The following is a 20,880-nucleotide window of genomic DNA, read 5'->3' as shown; positions in this document are numbered from 1 at the left end:
GGCTATTAAAATTGTTTTATTACTTTTAGTTTATGACAGAGGAATATATAGAAAAAGAGAATGCGGCCATTACTAAAGCGTACAAAGAGCTTTTAAAAGTGAGCTATACTACACTTTCCGATGATGATAAAAAACTTATTCGTCGCGCATTTGAAGTTGCCGTAGATGGACATAAAGACCAACGTCGTAAATCTGGAGAAGCCTATATTTTCCACCCTATCGCTGTTGCTAAAATTGTGGCTCAAGAAATTGGTTTAGATGGCACTTCTATAGCTGCCGCACTACTCCATGATGTTGTTGAAGATAGCCCAGATTATGACATTGAAGATATTGAAAAGGAATTTGGTGAAACTATTGCAACCATAGTTGCCGGCCTTACAAAAATATCATCACTAAGTAAAGATCAGGACATGGATGTTTCGCTTCAAGCGGAAAACTTCCGAAAAATGCTACTTACACTAAATGATGATGTACGCGTTATTATAATAAAAATAGCCGATAGACTACACAATATGCAAACTATGGACTCTATGCGTCCAGATAAGCAAATTAAAATAGCCTCGGAAACCTTATATATTTACGCACCTTTAGCACACAGAATTGGACTTTATAATATAAAAACCGAATTGGAAGATTTGGGTTTAAAATATCTAGAACCAGCAGACTATAACGATATTTTAAACAAAACTAAAGAAAGTAAAAAAGATCAAGATTTATATATTGAACAGTTTAGTGATGTTATTAAAAATTCTTTAGATAAAGAAAAGCTCCACTACACCATTAAAGGGCGTCCAAAATCTATTTTTTCTATTCGGAAGAAAATGATGGCTCAAGGTGTCTCTTTCGATGAAGTTTACGATAAGTTTGCCATCCGGATTATATATAAATGTGATGCCAATCCTCAGAATGAAAAATTTCTAGCATGGAAAATATATTCTATCGTTACCGATCATTTTAGACCAAACCCTATTCGCCTTCGCGATTGGATTTCATCACCAAAAAGTACTGGTTACGAGGCGCTTCACATTACAGTAATGGGACCTAAAGGACGTTGGGTAGAAGTACAAATACGCAGTGAACGCATGAATGAAATAGCCGAAAAAGGTTATGCTGCTCACTATAAATATAAACAAAACGGAGAAAAAGAAGACAACCTAGAAAGTTGGATAAACAGATTACAAGAAGCTTTAGAAAACCCGCATACTAATGCGGTAGATTTTGTTGAGCAATTCAAACTTAATTTATATTCAAAAGAAATATTTGTATTTACTCCAAAAGGCGATTTAAAATCTTTGCCAAAAGGAGCTACCACACTAGATTTTGCTTTTAATATACATACCGAAGTTGGTATGAAAACACGTGGAGCAAAGGTTAACGGAAAATTGGTACCACTTAGTTATGAACTAAAAAGTGGAGATCAAGTCGATATTTTAACTTCAGAAAACGCAAAACCCAATCCAAACTGGCTAGATTATTCGACTACAGCACGTGCTCGAAGTAAAATTAAATCTGCATTAAAAGAAGATAAAAAACGTGTAGGAGAAGATGGTAAAGAAATTTTAAGACGAAAACTAAAACAGCTTAAAGTTAATTTAAACGAAGATTCTATTAACGAAATGGTTAACTATTTCAAGTTAAAAACGAGTCTGGATTTATTTTACAGAATGGGCCTCGGCACCATAGATAATACCATGCTAAAAGCTTATGCTTCTTCTAGAAGTAATGCTTTAATGAGTTTTCTTAAAAGTAAAATTACACGTAAAGCAAGTATTAATACAGACGAATTAGAAAAAGATGAAATTACATCTAAATATGATGCCGTTGTTTTTAACAAAGAAGAAGAAAAATTAGATTACAAATTAGCAACCTGTTGCCACCCCATACCTGGCGATGATGTTTTTGGATTTTTAACTGTTTCCGATGGTATAAAAGTTCATAAAATGAATTGTCCAAACGCATTGAGTTTACAAGCTAATTACTCCTACAGAATAATGCCCGCGAAGTGGATAGATTCTTCACAGCAAGAGTTTTCGGCACATATTACACTTACCGGAATTGACCATATTGGCTTGGTGAACGATATTACCACCATAATTTCTGAAAATATGAGCGTTAATATGAAAAGCATTAGTTTTGAAAGTAAAGACGGGCTTTTTTCTGGAAAAATTGACGTTGTAGTTAAGAATAAAACCCTTTTGAAAAAACTTTTAGACCGTCTTAAAAAAATTAATGGCATTGATAAGGTTACTAGAGTGTAAAAAATGTGTAAATTTGCGATGAAATTATGGATACAAAAGTAGATACTAAAAATCAAGACATAGTTAAAAGCGTTTTTACAAGCTTTTTAGAAAAAAAGGGACACCGCAAAACTCCCGAACGCTATGCTATACTCCAAGAAATTTATAATAACAACGACCATTTCGATATAGAATCCCTATATCTTAATATGAAAAATAAAAAGTATCGTGTTTCGAGAGCTACACTTTACAACACCATAGAATTACTTCTAGAATGTCGTTTGGTTAGAAAGCACCAATTCGGGCAAAACCAAGCACATTACGAAAAATCATATTTCGACAGGCAGCATGACCATGTGATTTTAACAGATACTGGTGAAGTTATCGAGTTTTGCGACCCTCGAATTCAATCTATTAAAAAAACTATCGAAGAAGTCTTCGATATTGAGATAAATAATCATTCACTCTATTTCTACGGGACAAAGAAAACTCCCGATAGCAAAAAAGACAACTAACTAATTTTACAATGGCAGTAGATTTACTACTTGGATTACAATGGGGAGACGAAGGCAAAGGAAAAATTGTTGACGTACTAACCTCTAACTACAACATTATTGCACGTTTTCAAGGTGGACCAAATGCAGGACACACTTTGGTTTTTAACGGAAGAAAACATGTTCTACACACTATTCCATCAGGAATTTTCCATGATGATGCTACTAATTTAGTAGGTAACGGTGTGGTTATAGACCCAGTAATTTTTAAAGGTGAACTTGACAAACTTGAAGAACAAAACGTAGATTACAGAAAATCGCTAGTTATTTCGAGAAAAGCACACATTATTTTACCAACACATAGATTACTTGATGCGGCAAGCGAAACCTCTAAAGGAAAAGCCAAAATTGGCTCAACTTTAAAAGGTATTGGCCCAACTTACATGGATAAAACCGGAAGAAACGGTTTACGTGTTGGTGATTTAGAATTAAGCAATTGGAAAGAAAAATATAGAGATTTGGCTAATAAACACCAATCTATGATTTCTTTTTTCAACGTTGAAATCGAATATGATTTAGCCGAACTTGAAAAAGAATTCTTTGAAGCTGTTAAAGTTTTAAAATCTCTTAAGTTTATAGATTCTGAAGAATATGTTTACCAAGCACAAAAAGCAGGTAAAACTATTTTAGCCGAAGGCGCACAAGGATCTCTTTTAGATATTGACTTTGGAACATATCCATTTGTAACATCTAGTAATACAACCGCCGCTGGTGCTTGTACTGGTTTAGGTGTTGCTCCAGGTCAAATTGGTGAGGTATTCGGGATTTTCAAAGCTTACACAACACGTGTTGGTTCTGGCCCATTCCCTACCGAATTATTTGATGAAGATGGTGCAAACATGGCTAAAATTGGTAACGAATTTGGAGCAACCACTGGTCGCCCGCGTCGTTGTGGTTGGTTAGATTTAATTGCACTTAAATATGCTTGCCAGGTAAATGGTGTAACGCAATTAATGATGATGAAAGGCGATGTGCTTTCTGGTTTTAGAACCTTAAAAGTATGTACCGCTTACAAATATAAAGGAGAAGTTATCGAGCATTTCCCTTACAACATCGAACCTGAAAACGTAGAACCTATTTACACAGACTTTAGTGGATGGAACGAAGACTTAACAGGAATGTCTGAGGCTTCTCAACTCCCACAAGCTCTAAACGAATATATAGAATTTTTAGAAAAAGAACTAGAAATCCCAATCACTATTGTTTCTGTTGGACCAGATAGAAAACAAACTATATTTAGAAGTAAATAAAAAAAGTTTAAAATAATTTTTAAGACCTGACTCGTTTCTCGAAACTGTCAGGTCTTTTTTATTAAAAAAAACATAACGCATAATTAAACATCATTATTATCGTTATTTTTGCTATAAACATTTTCATTTTGATAAGAATAAAACATATATACATTTTCATATTTTTCCTTTTTGGACTTTCGGTACTACTAAACGCTCAAGATAAAAAGAAAATAAAAATTGAATATGCCGGGCGATTAAATGTAGATGAAGAAAATTATCCTGGAGCAAAAGTACTAACGCGTAACAGCATGCAACAAGTACATATTGTTCATGCAGGTAGTAATATGTGGTGCGATAAAGCAATTTACTACAGTGGTGAAAATTTTGTTGAAGCTTACGGAAATGTTATTGTAAAACAGGGTGACACCATCACCATGACTTCTAAATATGTAGAATACAGTGGCACCTCTCAATTAGCTTTTGCGAGTGGTGAAGTTATTTTAAAAAGCCCTAATTCAACCATTTCTTCAGATACTTTATATTTCGATCGTATTAAACAGCAATCATTTTATAAAAGTGGCGGTAATGTAGTCAAAGATTCTTCAGGTACTATTACCAGTAAAATTGGTCGTTATTATATGAAAGACAAAAAATTTCAATTTGTTGATGACGTTGTTTTAACAGGTGATGGAACTGTAGTAAACTCAAATTATTTCGATTTTTATGAAGATACTGGACTTGCATATTTATTTGGTCCATCAACAATAATAACAGAAGACAGTAAAACCTATTGCGAAAAAGGCTTCTATGATACAAAAAATAAAACCGGCTATGCTCTAAAAGATTCTAAGATATATTATGATGATCGTATTATCGAAGGTGATAGTCTATATTTTGACAACACAAAAAGTTTTGCCTCTGCAACAAACAATATTAAAATTACTGACACTATTAATAACAGTATTGTAACAGGCCATTACGCCGAAGTTTTTAGAGCTAAAGATTCACTTTTTATAACTAAACGTGCTTTAGTCACCACAGTTCAAGAAAAAGATTCTGTATACCTTCATGCTGATAAAATAATGGTTACCGGTAAACCGGAAAATAGGATTACTCGAGCTTATTACAACGCTAAATTGTTTAAAACAGACATTAGCGCCAAAGCCGATTCTATTCATGCTGATCAAAAAACTGGAATTACCGAATTAATAAATCTAGATCGTTTTGCTTCTACAGATGCTTTTTCAACAAAGCGACGACCTATTCTTTGGAATAACGCAAACCAAATGACAGGTGATACCATTCATTTAATTTCAAACTCAAAAACAGAAAAACTAGATTCACTTCGTGTTTTCAATAACGCATTTATCATTAGTAAAGACACTATAAGTGAAAATGGGTACAATCAGATTTTTGGTATAACTCTAGTTGGTTTATTTAACGATGCTAATGAATTAAGAGAAGTAAATATTAATAAAAATGCTGAATCTATATTCTATACACGTGATGAAAAACAAGAATTAATAGGTATCGACAAAGCTAAATCTGGTAGTATAAAGATGTTATTTGCAAATAGTGACATTGAAGAATACACTAGATTAAACACAGTTGATGGCACACTATTCCCTGAAAAAGATTATCAAGAAAAAGATAAATTTCTAAAAGGTTTCGACTGGAGAGAAGATGAGCGCCCTCTAAGTGTTGATGATTTATTTAAAGAAGATGAACCTTTTGAATTAACTGTTATTAAAGGCTTGGAAGATTATGTGCCGCAGGAGAACTTTTTTGATGAGGAGTTGTTGGAGCGGATGAAATATTCCAGAAAAAAATACAAACCTACTTTAGAAGACCATAATCAAGAAAACTTAATCAAATATGATTCGGAATTTAATAAATGGCCCAATAAATTAAGAATAAAAATTACATCTAAAACAGAAAAATCTCCAAACAAAACTCAATCTACTCCAAACATAATTGGTATAACAAACGATAGTGGGCATATAATTTATAATACAAATAAAACCATAGGTACCTTTAAATTCAAAATTTGGTTAAAAGGAAGCGGTAACATCTGTATTTTTTTACAAGAAAATGGAAACAATCATACTATTTACGAAATACTAGACATTGAATTAACTAACGAATGGAAACAGTACGAAATAAAAAGCACAAAAGAAAACGACGGGTCAAGTCTTAGATGTGGTGTTGGGCAGATCCGAACTGGAGACGATTTTTATTTATGGAATGCCCAATTATATGAAATATCTAATTAAAAATCAACTATGAAACCAGATTTCCTAAACCACCAAGCCCAAACCTCTCCTCACCCATTAGCCATGGAAATTTCCCATGCCAACGGTTCATATATCTATGATGCCAACAACAAAGCCTATCTAGATTTTGTTGCAGGAGTTTCAGCTTGTCCATTAGGACACCAACATCCAAAGGTTATAGGAGCAATAAAAAATCAATTGGACAAATACTCACACGTTATGGTTTATGGCGAATACATACAAAAACCAGCCGTAGAGCTTACCAAACTTTTAGCGAAACATTTACCACAATCTTTACAATCTACTTATTTAACTAATTCAGGGACCGAAGCCATAGAAGGCGCTCTAAAACTAGCGAGGAGAGCGACTGGCAGAAGCGAAATTATAGCAGCAAACAAAGCATACCATGGCAACACCATGGGAGCGTTGAGCATTATGGGTTTTGAAGAACGCAAACAAGCTTTCAGACCGCTGCTCCCCGATGTTAAATTTATAGATTTCAATAATGAAGATCATATAAACGAAATAACAACAAAGACAGCTTGTGTTATTTTAGAAACCATCCAAGGTGGCGCAGGATTTATTCAACCAAAAAACGGTTATTTAGAAAAAATCAGAAAACAATGTGATGCTGTTGGAGCTCTTTTAATTTTAGATGAAATTCAGCCAGGTTTTGGTAGAACAGGAAAACTTTTTGGCTTCGAACATTACAACTGCATTCCTGATATTTTAGTTACCGGCAAAGGCCTTGGAGGCGGTATGCCTATTGGTGCATTTACAGCGTCTTTAGGATTAATGAATTTACTTCAAGACAATCCAAAACTAGGCCATATTACAACGTTTGGAGGTCATCCAGTAATTGCTGCATCGGCATTAGCAACTCTAACCGAAATTACAGAGAGTAATTTAATGCAAGAAGCTCTCAAAAAAGAACAACTTTTTAGAAAACTACTAGTTCACCCTCTAATAAAAGAGATTAGAGGTATCGGACTTATGTTAGCTATAATCACACCTTCAGATGACATTACAAATACACTTATTTTAAAATGTCAAGATGACGGTTTAATATTATTTTGGCTACTTTTCGAGTCTAAAGCAGTTAGAATAACACCTCCTTTAACCATTTCTAACGAAGAAATCATTGAAGGTTGCACTAAAATAACAAATATTTTGGACGAAATAAAAAACACTTAAACACCTAATATACAGTGTAATATATTTTATTTTTTACAAAAAAATAAAAAATGTTCATTACTTTGTTAAAAACATTTAGTGCTGTTTTAGTGTAAACCACGAATAGAATGCTAACTTTAATAAAGTAGAAACCTCACAAAAGTGCTTATGGAGTTTGGTCACGACCACAATAATAGCTTACCATTAACGAAATTTGAATCGATGCTTAAAACAAATCATGTTTTATTTTTCGATTCAGAAGAGTTTGAGAATATCATTCATCATTATCTAAACCTAGGAAAAATTGCTTTGGCTAAAAAAGCAATTAAATTAGGCTTGGACCAGCACCCTACATCCATTAATTTAAAATTATTTCGGGTAGAAGTTTTTGTGTTTGAAGATAAACTTAAAGAAGCCGAATTATTGCTTGACGAACTTTATAGCATTGATCCGCTAAATGAAGAAATCTACATTCAAAAAGCTAATATTTTTTCTAAAAAAGATAATCATGAAAAAGCCATTGAAGTTCTAAAACAGGCACTACAACTAACAGATGATGTGGTAGATTTATATTCATTAATAGGTATGGAATATCTATTTTTAGATAAATTTGAAGAAGCCAAAATCAACTTCATGAAATGTCTTGAAAGTGATATCGAAGATTATTCGGCACTCTACAACATTATTTATTGCTTCGAGTATTTAAATGAAAATGAAGAAGCTATAAAGTATTTAAACACATTCTTAGATAAAAACCCTTATTGCGAAGTAGCTTGGCACCAATTAGGTATTCAATATTTCGCTCTAAAGAAACTAAAAAAAGCATTGGCAGCTTTTGATTTTGCTATCATTTCAGATGATACTTTTATTGGAGCATATATAGAACGCGGTAAAGTATTAGAGAAATTAGGCCGTTATCAAGACGCTATTGAAAATTACTCAATTACTTTAAAATTAGACGATCCAACTTCTTTTGCTCTATTGCATATTGGAAATTGCTATGAAAAATTAAAAAAAGACGATTTAGCATTACAATATTATGATAGAACTGTTCATGAAGACCCTTTATTAGATAAAGGTTGGATAGCTATTACTAAATTTTATAACCGAAGAAAAAATTACCAACGTGCTCTCTATTTTATAAATAAAGCAATTAATATAGACTCCGAAAATGTTGTGTATTGGAAACTTTATGCTCAAATAAATCAACGTTTAAATTTTTATGAAGAAGCAGAACGCGGATACAAAAAAACACTAGAACTCGGCAATTACGAACTAAACACTTGGTTAACACGAGGTGATTTATTAATTAAATTAGGCGAACCAGAAGCGGCAATTGATAATTTTGAACAAGCTGTAGAGTTCTATTCAGATAGCGCAGAATTAGAATATCGTCTTGCGGGATTATATTTAGCACTTCATGAAACCGATAAAGGTACGTTTCACCTAAAAAATGCTATAAAATTAAATGAAGAATATAGCTTTATTATTGAGGAACTTTTTCCTGAGATATACACAAAAATCTCTGTACAAGGCTTGCTAAAACAAAATTCCAAGTAAGTTTTATATTCTATATAAACATTTTCATTAAAATACATACCTTTGGTTTTTTACGTAAAAAATCAAAACATGCAAAGACGCTTAAAAGACTATTTAATTATTTCGCTTAAAGGCCTTGCTATGGGAGCAGCCGATGCTGTTCCAGGCGTTTCGGGAGGTACAATTGCTTTTATTTCTGGTATTTACGAGGAATTAATCAATACCATAAGCAATATAAATGCTTCTTTAATTAAATCCCTTTTTACTAAAGGTATAAAACCATTTTGGCAACAACTTAACGGCAACTTTCTACTTGCATTAATGACAGGTATTATGGTCAGTTTTGTATCGGTAATGCGATTAGCCAAATACTTATTAGAAAATCATCCTGTACTTATCTGGTCTTTCTTTTTTGGTCTTATTGTAGCCAGTATTTTTTTCGTTGGAAAACAGATTAGAAAATGGAATTTAGCTGTCATTATTAGTTTAATAATTGGCGCCTTTATTGCCTATTACATTACAACACTTCCAGCTTCATCAAATAACGAGAACCCGTGGTTTTTATTTATTGCGGGTGCTATTGCTATTTGTGCCATGATTTTACCAGGGATTTCTGGAGCGTTCATTTTAATAATTCTAGGCGCATACAAAGCACTTAGTGATGCTTTTCATGATTTTGACATCAAAAAAATATTAATTTTTGCTAGTGGAGCTCTTGTTGGGTTATTGAGTTTTAGTCATTTATTAAAATGGTTATTCAAAAATTACCATAACGTCACTTTAGCGATACTTACAGGATTCATTTTTGGTTCACTAAACAAAGTTTGGCCATGGAAAAAAACCTTAACCTGGCATACTAATTCCGAAGGAATCAAATCGGCCGTTTTACAAGAAAGCGTATCACCTTTTTCTTTCGATGGAAATAATCAATTACTTTTTTCTTTAATCTTAATGATTATAGGGTTTTTAACCATTTTTATTCTTGAAAAAGTAGGGAACAAAAAATAATTATGGAAAGCACCAGAACACTTACCGATAAAATTTTTCTAATCTTAAAAGGATTAGGTATGGGAGCTGCCAATAAAGTTCCAGGAATTTCTGGTGGTGTTGTGGCTTTTGTTGCTGGTTTTTACGAAGAGTTTATTTACTCATTAAAAAAAGTAAATGGTAAAGCTTTTAAATTATTGATTAACGGCAGGTTTAATAGTTTTTACAATTATATCAATGGTCGTTTTTTAAGTCTGCTTTTCTTCGGAATGATTGTTAGTTATTTTAGTGTTTCTAAAATTCTAGATTACCTTATTAAACATTATGAACTTTATGTATGGAGTGTCTTCTTCGGAATGATAATCGGCTCCATTTATTACGTTAATAAAGATTTTAAAGATCGGAATTACAAAACTTATTTATCTTTAGCTATTGGTATTTTACTTGGTGTAGGTATTAGTTTTTTAAGTCCAGCTAAGGAAAATGACAACCTCTGGTTTGTGTTTTTCTGCGGAATTATTAGCGTATCGGGAATGACCCTTCCTGGGTTTTCAGGCTCATTCATTCTTATTCTACTCGGTAATTATGTACTACTTTTAGTCGATTCTGTCAATGCGCTTTACGATACATTTTCTGAAATGTTTAATGGTAATTTTAGCTTTACGGCAAATCCTGACCGCATTAGAATGCTAAAAGTTTTAGCCGCTTTCACTTTAGGTTCTGTTACTGGTTTAATTACGTTTTCTCACCTATTAAGCTATATATTAAAACATTATAAGAGTATTACAACCTCTGCAATATTAGGGTTTATCATTGGCTCTTTAGGTGTTGTTTGGCCATGGAAAAAAACCATTTACAAGCTAGATAGTAATGGTAGTTTTCTTTTCGATTCAACAGGATCCAAAGTCGTTCAAAATTATCAACGTTTTTTTCCAGAATTAAACACAGATACTTATTTAGCAATTGGCTTTATTATAGTTGGTATAGCCCTCGTTTTAGCCCTAGAATGGTACGGACAAAAAACAAGACATTTAAAAGATTAACATTAAAAAATTATCAAGTGAAAAAACTAGGACTTTTAGGCAAGGATATATCATATTCATTTTCAAGAAATTATTTCAAAGAAAAATTTGAAAATGAAAATATAACAGACACTACTTACGAAAATTTCGACTTAGAAAATATTGATCTATTTCCTTCAATCATAAAAAACACAAAAAATATTAAAGGCCTTAATGTTACTATTCCTTACAAGGAAGCCGTGATGCCTTTTCTTGATAAAATAAACAAAAAGGCTAAAGCTATTGGCGCTGTAAACACTATAAAAGTTACAAAAAAAGGTAAACTTGTGGGTTACAACACCGATTGCTATGGTTTTAAAAATACATTAAAACCGTTTATCAAATCGTATCATAAAAAAGCACTAATTCTAGGAACTGGCGGAGCAAGTAAAGCTGTGGCTTTCAGTTTAAAAGAACTAGGAATCGATTATAAATATGTATCTAGAAAACAATCGAAAGGAGTTACTTTCACTTATGATGATTTAACAGAAAACATTATAACCGATCATCAAATTATTGTGAATTGTACGCCTTTAGGTACTTTTCCGGATATCGATGTTTGTGCAAATATTCCGTACAACGGCATAACGGATAAACATATTTTATTCGATTTAATTTACAATCCAGATCAAACTAAATTCTTAAAACAAGGTAAAGATAACGGTGCTGTTACCGTAAACGGCTTAAACATGTTAAAACTCCAAGCCGAGAAATCGTGGTCTATTTGGGATTTATAAAAAATATCCACACCTAAGCCTTTGTTAATAATAGACTTGTTAGTATCTTTAAACTCTAGAGTAAAAACATCGAACCTAAACATTTTAAAATGTCTGACTTAAATAATCCTAATGTGGAAAACGCTGATAACGTTAATCCTATAAAAAGTGAATCTACAACTCCTGAAACAACACCTATTGAAGCTGTAATACCAGAAGATTCACAAATTTCTGAAACACCTAAAGTTGAAGAAAACACGGAAGAAACTATAGCAGTTGAAACTGAACCTTTGAAAGCAGAAAGTGAGCATGATGAAGTGCTTAATGAAATTGAAGAATCTAATGCGGAAGACGCGGAAGATGAAGGAAACAAAGACAGGCATAGCATTGAGGTAAAAGAGTATGATAGCATGTCGTTAGAAGCTTTAGCCATTGAGTTAGAAAAACTTGTTTCTACTCAAAAAGTTCAAGCCATAAAATCGCATGTAGACGGTATTAATGCTGAGTTTAAAACAAAACATCAAGCTTTAGTTGAAGAGAAAAAAGAAGATTTTTTGCATGAAGGCGGAAATGAAATAGATTTCTACTACTCGTCTCCTGTTGAAAAACGCTATAAAGCAGCCTATAAAGAATATCGAAATAAACTTAACAATCACTATAAAAGTTTAGAGAAAAACCTAAAACAAAATTTAACCGACAAACTTGAAATAATTGAAGAGCTAAAAGGGTTAATAAATGTTGAAGAAAACATAAACACAACCTACAAGCACTTTAAAGAATTACAAGAACGTTGGAGAACTACAGGCCCAATCCCTCGTGATAAATATAATAATGCTTGGAATAGTTACCATCACCATGTAGAATTGTTTTACGACTTTTTACACCTTAATAGAGACTTAAGAGATTTAGATTTTAAGCATAATTTAGAAAAGAAAATATTAATTATTGAGCGTGCCGAAGAATTAGCGCAGGATGATAACGTAATGAGATCTTTTAGAGAACTTCAAGAATTACACAAAATGTGGAAAGAAGAACTCGGACCTGTTGGCAAAGAACACCGTGAAGAAATCTGGGATCGTTTTAAAGCCGCTACAAAAATTATAAACGATAAACGCCAAGTTTATTACAAAGAAATTGATAAGGTTTACGACAAAAACTTAGAGAGTAAGCTTGAAATAATTGCAAATATTGAATTTGTTGCAGCACAGCCTGCAGGCTCACATAGTGAATGGCAAAAGCGTATTAAAATTATTGAAGAGCTAAGAAATCAGTTTTTTAATGCAGGGAAAGTTCCGTTGAAAGTAAACGAAGATACTTGGGCAAAGTTTAAAGATGCTGTTAGAAACTTTAACAGAAACAAAAACGCTTATTATAAAAACCTAAAAAAGGAACAATATACCAATTTACAGAAGAAATTGGAATTGATTAAAATTGCCGAAGACAATAAAGAAAGTGAAGATACTGCTGTAACAACGCCTTTGATGAAAAAAATTCAAGGTGATTGGAAAAAAATTGGTCATGTACCAAGAAAAGATAGCGACAAAATCTGGAAACAATTTAAAGCAGCCTGTAATCATTATTTTGATAAAATACACGCGAAACGTAATGCTGCAAGCCAAGAGCAGATAGATGCTTTTAATAAAAAGGCAGAATTACTAGACACGCTTAAAGCCTTAGAACCATCGGATGATAAGGACAAAGACGTTGAAGTCATTAAAGTACATATTAATACTTGGAAAGACTTGGGTCGCGTACCAAACGACAAACGTTTTATTGAAGATAAATTTCAAAAAACCATAGACGATGTATTATCCAGTTTAAAAATGGATAAAACTGAAATCGAAATGATTAAATATGAAAACAAACTAGATAGTTTGACTTCTAATGATGGTGATACCAGAAATTTAGATAACGAACGTTTATTTGTCCGTAAAAAAATAGATGAAGTAAAAGCGCAAATCAATCAATTAGAGAACAACTTACAATTTTTCACTAATGTTGATGATGATAACCCGTTAGTTAAAGATGTTCATAATAATATTAAAGGGCATAAAGATACTCTTGTTCTTTTGAAAGAAAAATTAAGAAAAATTAAAGAGCGTTATTAGTAAATAATATCAGTTTAAAAATTAAAAAAGGCAGCTTAGAAATTCTAAGCTGCCTTTTTTAATACCAAATTACGTTTTCTAAAAACTAAACGCGAACATGGCCGTCTCCAAAAACATAATATTTATTGGTAACGAGTTCTTTAAGACCTAAAGGCCCACGGTGATGCAATTTATCTGTACTAATGGCAAGTTCTGCTCCTACACCAATTTGTCCGCCATCGGTAAACCGAGTAGATGCGTTTTGATATACTACAGCACAATCTACTTGCTCCATAAAAGTTTTTGCAACATCATTATTTGTTGTCATTATAGTAGCAGAATGTCCGCCAGAATATTCGTTTATTTTTTCAATAGCTTCAAAAACAGAATCAACCGATCCAATACAGCATTTCATTTCTAAAAATTCTTGATACCAAATCGAATTATCAGTTATTAACTTTTCATTAGTTAAAATCGATTTCGTTTCGTCGTCAACTAAAACCTCTACACCACTATCTTTTAAAATTTCATTTAAATCTAAAATTCTACCAGCATAATCAGGAAGTTTTTTACTTACTAAAATTTTATCTAAAGCATTACATGCCGAAATTTTCTGAGTCTTAGCATTTAAAATTACTCCAATAGTTTTTTTCCAATCTGCAGCTTCGTCAACATATAAAAAATTATTTCCACGCCCACTAACCAAAACAGCACAGGTAGCATGTTCTTTAACAAACTTAATAAGTTGCTCGCCACCTCTTGGCACAATCAAATCTAACGGCTCGGTAGGGTTTTTCAAAAAAGCTTGAGTTTCTAATCTATTCATAGTTAACATTTGAATATAATCTGTACTTAATCCATTTTCTTCAAGTGCCTTATGCCAAAGCTTAATAATAGCCCTATTGCTATGCACAGCTTCTTTACCTCCTTTAAGCAATATTTTATTATTGGCTTTAAAAGCAAGCACAGTAGCTTCTACAGTAACATCTGGTCTAGACTCGTAAATAATCATAATGGTTCCAAATGGAGCCGTTTTATTCACTACATCTAAACCGTTTTCAAATTCTTTTCTACTGATAATTTTATTTACAGGGTCTTCCTGTTCTCGAACTACTTCTATGGCGGTAATCATGCCGTCGATCTTCTTTTTATTTAAAATTAAGCGATCATACATAGCTTGATCTTCTTGATTAAAAGAGGCTATATCTTTTTTATTCGCATTTAATAAAGCCTCTTGGTTTTCCTTTAAAAGAATCTCCATGCTTTTTAAAACACTATTTTTTATTTTTTCTGAAATTAATTTCATTGTCATTTTTTATTTTAAAGAGACACTTTTGTGCCTACTGCTTTTCCATCTATAATATCAATAATAGTATTGTCTTTTTTACCATTAGCAATATAAGTTGGAATATTATTGGCAGCCGTTTGTTGTGCATAATCTAGCTTAGACCCCATACCGCCACGGCCTTCTCCTTCGGCTTTAGTGTTTTTTTGAATATACTTATCCAGATCTTCTTCTGGATTCACATTTTTTATTAAATCACTACTGGCTGCTTCTGGATGGCCTGTATAAAGCCCGTCTATATCTGTTAAAATAATAAGCTTATCAGCGTTTATAAGCTGCGCAATTAAACTTGCTAGCTCATCATTATCTGAAAACATAGACATGGTTATCGATACCGCATCATCCTCGTTAGCAATCGGAATTACCCCTTCAGAAAGTAATCCTTCGCAACAATTAATCATATTTTGTCTATGTACGCCTGGACTAAAATCTCGTTTAGTAGGCAGTACTTGAGCACATTTTAATCCATAATCATGAAAAATATCATAATAAAGGCGCATCATTCTGGGTTGCCCGATGGATGAATATACTTGACGTCTTACTGTTTTATCTTTAATTTTAGATTTTCCAATAACTTCTTTTCCGGCAATTGCAGAACCAGAAGACACTAATATCGTCATGATACCACGCTCATAAAGTTCTGCTATTTGTTTTACTAATCGTTGTAAAACCGGTCTTACAATTCTATTATCTTTATTGGTCATTACGTTTGTACCAACCTTAATCACTATTCTTTGTTTACACATTTTTAGTGTTCTTTTCCCATTTCTACAGCACGGCTAAATGCTGCAAAAGCGGCTTCTTTTATTAATTCATTAACATTATTATCTTCCATAGAATCTAACGCTGCACGTGTAGTTCCGCCTTTTGATGCTACTTTATCCATCCAAGAATTTGGTGATAAATTAGATTGATTAAAAAGCTCAATAGCACCTGTAAATGTTTGACTTACCAAAACAGACGAGTCGTTTTTAGAAAACCCCATTTGCAGTGCCGCTTCCATCATACTTTGCATAAAATAGAATACATAGGCTGGTCCGCTACCAGAAATTCCAGTAGAAGCATCAATAAGATTTTCACTAGAAACTCGCATTGATTTCCCGGTGGTATCTAATAAACTTTCCACAGTTAACATTTCTATTCTAGAAACTTCTGGAGACGTTACATAAGATGTTAAACCCTTACCTATTTGCGCTGGCAAATTTGGCATGGCCCGCACTACTTTATCTAAACCTGTTAGTTCTTTTATAGAGGCTATAGTTACACCCGCCATAATAGAGACAATAATTTGTTGTGAGCTTACCAATTTGCTAATGGCTTTAAAAACACCTTCCGCATGGTATGGTTTTACTGCAATAAAAATAATATCTGCTTTTGGTACGCAGTCTTCCAGCTCTTTAAATGCGTCAAAATGTGATATTTGGTTAAGCTCCTCCAATTTCTCTTCAGATTTATCCAAAACCATGATATTTCTCTTTTTTAGCAGTCTAGATTTAGACATGCCTTCCGCATAAGTAAGCCCCATGTTTCCTGCTCCAATTACCAGTACTTTCATTTAATATATATTTTATTAATGATTAAAAAATTTGGTTATACAAAAAGAATACAATCTTTATCATCTTTAACTTCACCATAATATGTTTCACGATATTTATGCAACGTTTTTATAGGTAAACCAAATAAGTATTTCTTAATATGAGTAACTTTACTTGTAAGTTCTCCCATTTTAACACTATGTATTTTTTCGTAAGTTGTGTTTCTTTTTACTCGTATAATTTTCATTTGTCTGTATTTTTTAAAAATAGATTATCGTTCTAATCTCATTTCTATATTTCTTGATTTAAAACCCTGTTTTTCAAATAATTTAATAACAGGATTTTCTTTGTTTATATGTATCGCTATATCGCCTCTACAATATTTTATAGTGTGTGATATTAATTTCTGAGCAATCCCTTCACCTCTACACGACTCTTTTACAGCAATGTAAACTAGTATGTTTTCTGCCAGATATTCATTCATACCTGTTCTATTTACAACTATGGCGCCAAGTATTTCACCTTTATTTTCCATGATAAAAACGTAACCGCCAAGACCTGGAACTTCTTTTGCCGCATACATAATTGATTTTCGAATAGCACTTTTGGTGTCTTTAAATTCACCTGAGTGTTCAAATAAAAATTTCGAAATACGGGATATATCATTAATTGATAGCCTCGAAAAGGCATCAAATGTTGTAATATTCATTAAATGATATTATTTATGATTATACCTAGAATTTAGGTAAATAGAAAAAATAATTAACGCAATTAATTATTCACCTACATAGTATAAGTAAATAATAAAAGTGTAAAAAATGTAGTAAGGAGATTGGCTTGATACTAAAGTCCAGGAGGAATAAATTTATCCGACTGAGTTCTAAAAACTAGAAAGTTAAAGTTGAAGATTCTAATATTTCTCTTTTCATGTATACCTTTTACCATGGTGCAAATATAAAAAAACTAAGCCCTAACCGCAAATTAAGCATGTTAAGATAAATACAATTCCCAAAAAAGGCTTGTTTTTATGGTTTATAGTTTTTTAGCCTCTTCCCAAAAAACATCCATTTCGGCAAGCGTCATATCTGCTAAAGGTTTGTTTAATGCTTTTGCTTTGCTTTCCAGATACTGAAAACGTTTAGAAAACTTTTTATTAGTACGTTCTAGAGCATTTTCTGGATTAATATTTTTAAAACGAGCATAGTTTACCAAAGAGAACAAAACATCGCCAAATTCACTTTCCATAGCATCTTGGTCATTTGCTTCTACCTCAACTTTAAACTCGCTGAGTTCCTCCTCTACTTTTTCCCAAACCTGGCCAGGCTCTTCCCAATCGAAACCTACTCCAGCCACTTTTTCTTGAATACGACTGGCTTTTACCAATGCAGGTAAACTTTTTGGAACACCTTCTAAAACACTCGTTTTTCCTTCCTTGAGTTTTAAGTTTTCCCAGTTTCGTTTAACATCTTCCTCATTTTCAACTTTTACATCGCTATAAATATGCGGATGCCTATGTATCAATTTTTCGCAAATAGAATTACAAACATCGGCAATATCAAAATCTTTAGTTTCACTACCTATTTTGGAATAAAACACAATATGTAAAAGCACATCACCTAATTCTTTTTTTACTTCTTCTAAATCCTTATCTAAAATAGCGTCGCCAAGTTCGTAAGTTTCTTCTATGGTTAAATGACGAAGCGTTTCCATGGTTTGCTTTTTATCCCATGGACATTGCGCACGTAGCTCGTCCATTATGGTTAATAAACGATCGAAAGCTTTTAGCTGGTTTGCTCTAGAATTCATAAAAATAAGATTTGGTTCCCGATGTCTCGGAAATAACAATTGCAATAGATACTTTAAAGTGTTTCCTTAAAGGTTAATTAGACTGTAAAAATACTATTTTGAATAATTGCAACAGAGAATAAAATGTTAAGAAATTATGTATTCTATAAAATAGAGAACATAAATAATATTAAGTTTACTACTTAATTAGAAAACTAGTATTGCTTTAATAAAAAAGTAACAAAATAAAAATAGTAAAATTTTTAATAACTATTTTGTTTTCTAAAAAACAATTCTCTTAACAAAAACGAATCAATTTGAATATAAAACACAAACTTATAGCCTTACTTTTTACAAAAAAGACAAAGCTTGAATGCGATAAAGTTTTATCAGTTTACAGTCCATATTACCAAAACCTTTCTAAGGTTAATAAATATAATTTTCAAATACGCACACTTCTTTTTATCCGAACTACAACTTTTAACTCTACCCAAGGATTTGTTGTTAATAATAAGATGAAAATTATTATTTCTAGTGCCTTTGCCCAACTCACATTTGGACTAAAAACAGATACTCTTAAAGTATTCAATAATATATTTATTACGCCCCAACCCTATTCTTATAAAAACAATGCAGCACTCTTTGATGGTGATGTTAATTTACATACTAAAAAAATAAACATGTCTTGGCCAGCTATAGAAAGGGGTTTTAAAATACCCGATGATGCTTTAAACCTATGCATTCATGAATTTGGGCATTGTTTAATTTTTGAAAATACTTCACGTTCCTATCTATCAAAAATATTTAAAAAGAAGGATTTTAATAATTGGAGAAAACACGCCGAAGTTAAACTTGAAAAAGTAAAATCTAACGACAATAAAGTTTTAAGAGATTATGCTGGAACCAACTTGGTAGAATTATTCTCAGTGTCTTTAGAAACATTTTTTGAACAAGCTGAATATTTTGAAGAAAACGAGCCCTTATTATACTTTAGCACGACCAAACTATTAAAACAAGACCCTAGAAATAAAACAAATCCTATTCTATAGTTAAAAGAGATAAAAAAAAACACCTAAACTACTTATATTTAACAATTTAATCTTATAATAAATACGATTAATAGAGTGCCAGCAGAACAAATTTTAAAAGCAGTATTGCCTACTACAGTAAAGGCATCTTTCTCTAGTGGAGGACTAAAAATATTAGCCATTACTCTTGTAAATTCTAAAATAACATTTGATAGTGAAGAAGTTGATAGTATTGATGAATTTGATGTAACCTCAAAACACATTTGCGGCTAAACAAGATGGTATTTATGCAATTAATGCACAAATAAAAATTAGTTCTCCTAATATATACCAATACAAATTTTTGATTAAGTATTGAAAAAAAAACGTTTTAATTGCTGGATAACATCACCTGAGCGTGGCAGTGATAGCTATAAACGTATATTATCCTTAAAGACGTATTTCTAAAACAATAGGTTTAGCAAAAGATGATACTATACCATTTGTAGCAAGTTTAAATGTTTTAGGTGATAAAGAACATAGTTATAGCTCTATTTATCAAATAAGATAAAACCACTGTTTTATACATTATGAAAGCTTTATTTATTACTTTGATATAGAATTTTTATTTGTTCATATTACAAAAAAAATAATTCCTTCTACCCTATTTTTTTAAATGTATTTATGCTAGACAAAATAAAAATCTATTTGCGTTAATAAAATTAATATTTTAGCTGTGAACCATTATTTTTAAATAAAAATGCAAATTAAATTTCAATATCTATTTATATTCGTTTTATTCCTTATTCAAGCTAACTTCTCTTTTGGGCAAACTAATAAGCCAACAACAGGTCCTGTTTTTGATAATATAGGCCCCGTTTTCTCTGTAGAAAATCTAGACTTACTGCCGGATCCTGCGCAAGATTTAAAAGCTATTTTTGATATTGATAGTAAGCAAACCGATGCTAGTAAAATAAATTATATAATAGCTAGTTTACATCGTTATTATAACATGCATGTACGGTATGGTATTCCTAAAGAAAACATACACTTAGCACTTGTTTTGCATGGAGGATCAACAAAAGATGCTCTATCTTCTAATGTTTATAATGAAAAATTTAAAGTAGAAAACCCTAATGAACACTTAATTAAATCACTTTCTGATATTGGTGTTGATGTTTTTGTTTGTGGTCAATCTATGTCTTATAGTGGTTACAATAAAGCAGATTTATTACCTGAAGTTAAAGTTGCATTGTCGGCCATGAGTGTGCTAACCATATACCAAATGAACAATTATTCGCTAATTAAATTCTAAAATAGGGAATACAGCCTTTACATTCTGTTTTTAG

General features: G+C 32.0%; 19 protein-coding genes. 13 read left to right on the top strand and 6 right to left on the bottom strand.

The window, feature by feature from the left end; translation table 11 throughout:
* The first annotated feature begins 32 nt into the window (after positions 1–32).
* The 10 genes from GQR97_RS12055 (at position 33) to GQR97_RS12010 (ending at position 13,880) form a co-directional block, all read left to right on the top strand.
* A complete protein-coding gene (locus tag GQR97_RS12055; protein WP_158848701.1) occupies positions 33–2,258 on the top strand; it encodes a RelA/SpoT family protein in 2,226 nt (741 codons plus the stop codon).
* A 26-nt stretch (positions 2,259–2,284) separates the two neighbouring features.
* Positions 2,285–2,752: a Fur family transcriptional regulator gene (locus GQR97_RS12050; protein WP_158848699.1), complete on the top strand. Its 468-nt coding sequence runs from the start codon at positions 2,285–2,287 to the stop codon at positions 2,750–2,752.
* Positions 2,753–2,763: 11 nt separating this feature from the next.
* Positions 2,764–4,041 carry an adenylosuccinate synthase gene (locus tag GQR97_RS12045; protein ID WP_158848697.1) on the top strand — a complete coding sequence of 426 codons (1,278 nt, stop codon included), beginning with the start codon at positions 2,764–2,766 and terminating at the stop codon, positions 4,039–4,041.
* A 128-nt stretch (positions 4,042–4,169) separates the two neighbouring features.
* Positions 4,170–6,296, top strand: a complete 2,127-nt coding sequence (locus tag GQR97_RS12040; protein WP_158848694.1) for an OstA-like protein — start codon at positions 4,170–4,172, stop codon at positions 6,294–6,296.
* 9 nt (positions 6,297–6,305) lie between these two features.
* Positions 6,306–7,490, top strand: coding sequence for an aspartate aminotransferase family protein (locus tag GQR97_RS12035; RefSeq protein ID WP_158848692.1), 1,185 nt, complete (start codon positions 6,306–6,308; stop codon positions 7,488–7,490).
* A gap of 147 nt (positions 7,491–7,637) precedes the next feature.
* A complete protein-coding gene (locus GQR97_RS12030) occupies positions 7,638–9,029 on the top strand; it encodes a tetratricopeptide repeat protein (protein ID WP_158848690.1) in 1,392 nt (463 codons plus the stop codon).
* Between the two features lie 69 nt (positions 9,030–9,098).
* Positions 9,099–10,016: a DUF368 domain-containing protein gene (locus GQR97_RS12025; protein WP_158848688.1), complete on the top strand. Its 918-nt coding sequence runs from the start codon at positions 9,099–9,101 to the stop codon at positions 10,014–10,016.
* A 2-nt stretch (positions 10,017–10,018) separates the two neighbouring features.
* Complete coding sequence (locus tag GQR97_RS12020) at positions 10,019–11,038, top strand: DUF368 domain-containing protein (RefSeq protein ID WP_158848686.1); 1,020 nt, start codon at positions 10,019–10,021, stop codon at positions 11,036–11,038.
* Between the two features lie 17 nt (positions 11,039–11,055).
* Positions 11,056–11,793 carry a shikimate dehydrogenase family protein gene (locus GQR97_RS12015; RefSeq protein ID WP_233267533.1) on the top strand — a complete coding sequence of 246 codons (738 nt, stop codon included), beginning with the start codon at positions 11,056–11,058 and terminating at the stop codon, positions 11,791–11,793.
* 89 nt (positions 11,794–11,882) lie between these two features.
* On the top strand, positions 11,883–13,880 hold the full coding sequence (locus GQR97_RS12010; RefSeq protein WP_158848682.1) for a DUF349 domain-containing protein: 1,998 nt from the start codon (positions 11,883–11,885) through the stop codon (positions 13,878–13,880).
* 85 nt (positions 13,881–13,965) lie between these two features.
* Here the strand turns inward: GQR97_RS12010 and GQR97_RS12005 are convergent, their stop codons facing one another.
* From GQR97_RS12005 to mazG, 6 genes are all read right to left on the bottom strand, one after another.
* Positions 13,966–15,165: a glutamate-5-semialdehyde dehydrogenase gene (locus tag GQR97_RS12005; RefSeq protein ID WP_158848680.1), complete on the bottom strand. Its 1,200-nt coding sequence runs from the start codon at positions 15,163–15,165 to the stop codon at positions 13,966–13,968.
* A gap of 14 nt (positions 15,166–15,179) precedes the next feature.
* Entirely contained in the window at positions 15,180–15,950 is a 771-nt protein-coding gene (gene proB, locus GQR97_RS12000; protein WP_158848678.1) for a glutamate 5-kinase, read from the bottom strand.
* Positions 15,951–15,952: 2 nt separating this feature from the next.
* Positions 15,953–16,759, bottom strand: a complete 807-nt coding sequence (gene proC, locus GQR97_RS11995; RefSeq protein ID WP_158848676.1) for a pyrroline-5-carboxylate reductase — start codon at positions 16,757–16,759, stop codon at positions 15,953–15,955.
* 35 nt (positions 16,760–16,794) lie between these two features.
* Positions 16,795–16,986, bottom strand: coding sequence for a hypothetical protein (locus GQR97_RS11990; RefSeq protein ID WP_158848674.1), 192 nt, complete (start codon positions 16,984–16,986; stop codon positions 16,795–16,797).
* 24 nt (positions 16,987–17,010) lie between these two features.
* Positions 17,011–17,448, bottom strand: a complete 438-nt coding sequence (locus GQR97_RS11985; protein WP_158848672.1) for a GNAT family N-acetyltransferase — start codon at positions 17,446–17,448, stop codon at positions 17,011–17,013.
* Between the two features lie 323 nt (positions 17,449–17,771).
* On the bottom strand, positions 17,772–18,545 hold the full coding sequence (gene mazG, locus GQR97_RS11980; protein ID WP_158848670.1) for a nucleoside triphosphate pyrophosphohydrolase: 774 nt from the start codon (positions 18,543–18,545) through the stop codon (positions 17,772–17,774).
* A 302-nt stretch (positions 18,546–18,847) separates the two neighbouring features.
* Here mazG and GQR97_RS11975 point away from each other — a divergent pair, with 302 nt between their 5' ends.
* From GQR97_RS11975 to GQR97_RS11965, 3 genes are all read left to right on the top strand, one after another.
* A complete protein-coding gene (locus tag GQR97_RS11975; RefSeq protein ID WP_317164137.1) occupies positions 18,848–19,573 on the top strand; it encodes a zinc-dependent peptidase in 726 nt (241 codons plus the stop codon).
* Between the two features lie 75 nt (positions 19,574–19,648).
* Positions 19,649–19,825, top strand: a complete 177-nt coding sequence (locus GQR97_RS11970) for a hypothetical protein (protein ID WP_158848668.1) — start codon at positions 19,649–19,651, stop codon at positions 19,823–19,825.
* A 466-nt stretch (positions 19,826–20,291) separates the two neighbouring features.
* Positions 20,292–20,846: a DsrE family protein gene (locus tag GQR97_RS11965; RefSeq protein WP_158848666.1), complete on the top strand. Its 555-nt coding sequence runs from the start codon at positions 20,292–20,294 to the stop codon at positions 20,844–20,846.
* The last annotated feature ends 34 nt before the right edge of the window (positions 20,847–20,880 follow it).

The sequence above is a fragment of the Algibacter sp. L1A34 genome, from assembly GCF_009796805.1.
GTDB lineage: Bacteria > Bacteroidota > Bacteroidia > Flavobacteriales > Flavobacteriaceae > Algibacter.
Note: the sequence above shows the minus strand (reverse complement) of the source record. Positions and strands in the feature narration are given on the sequence as shown.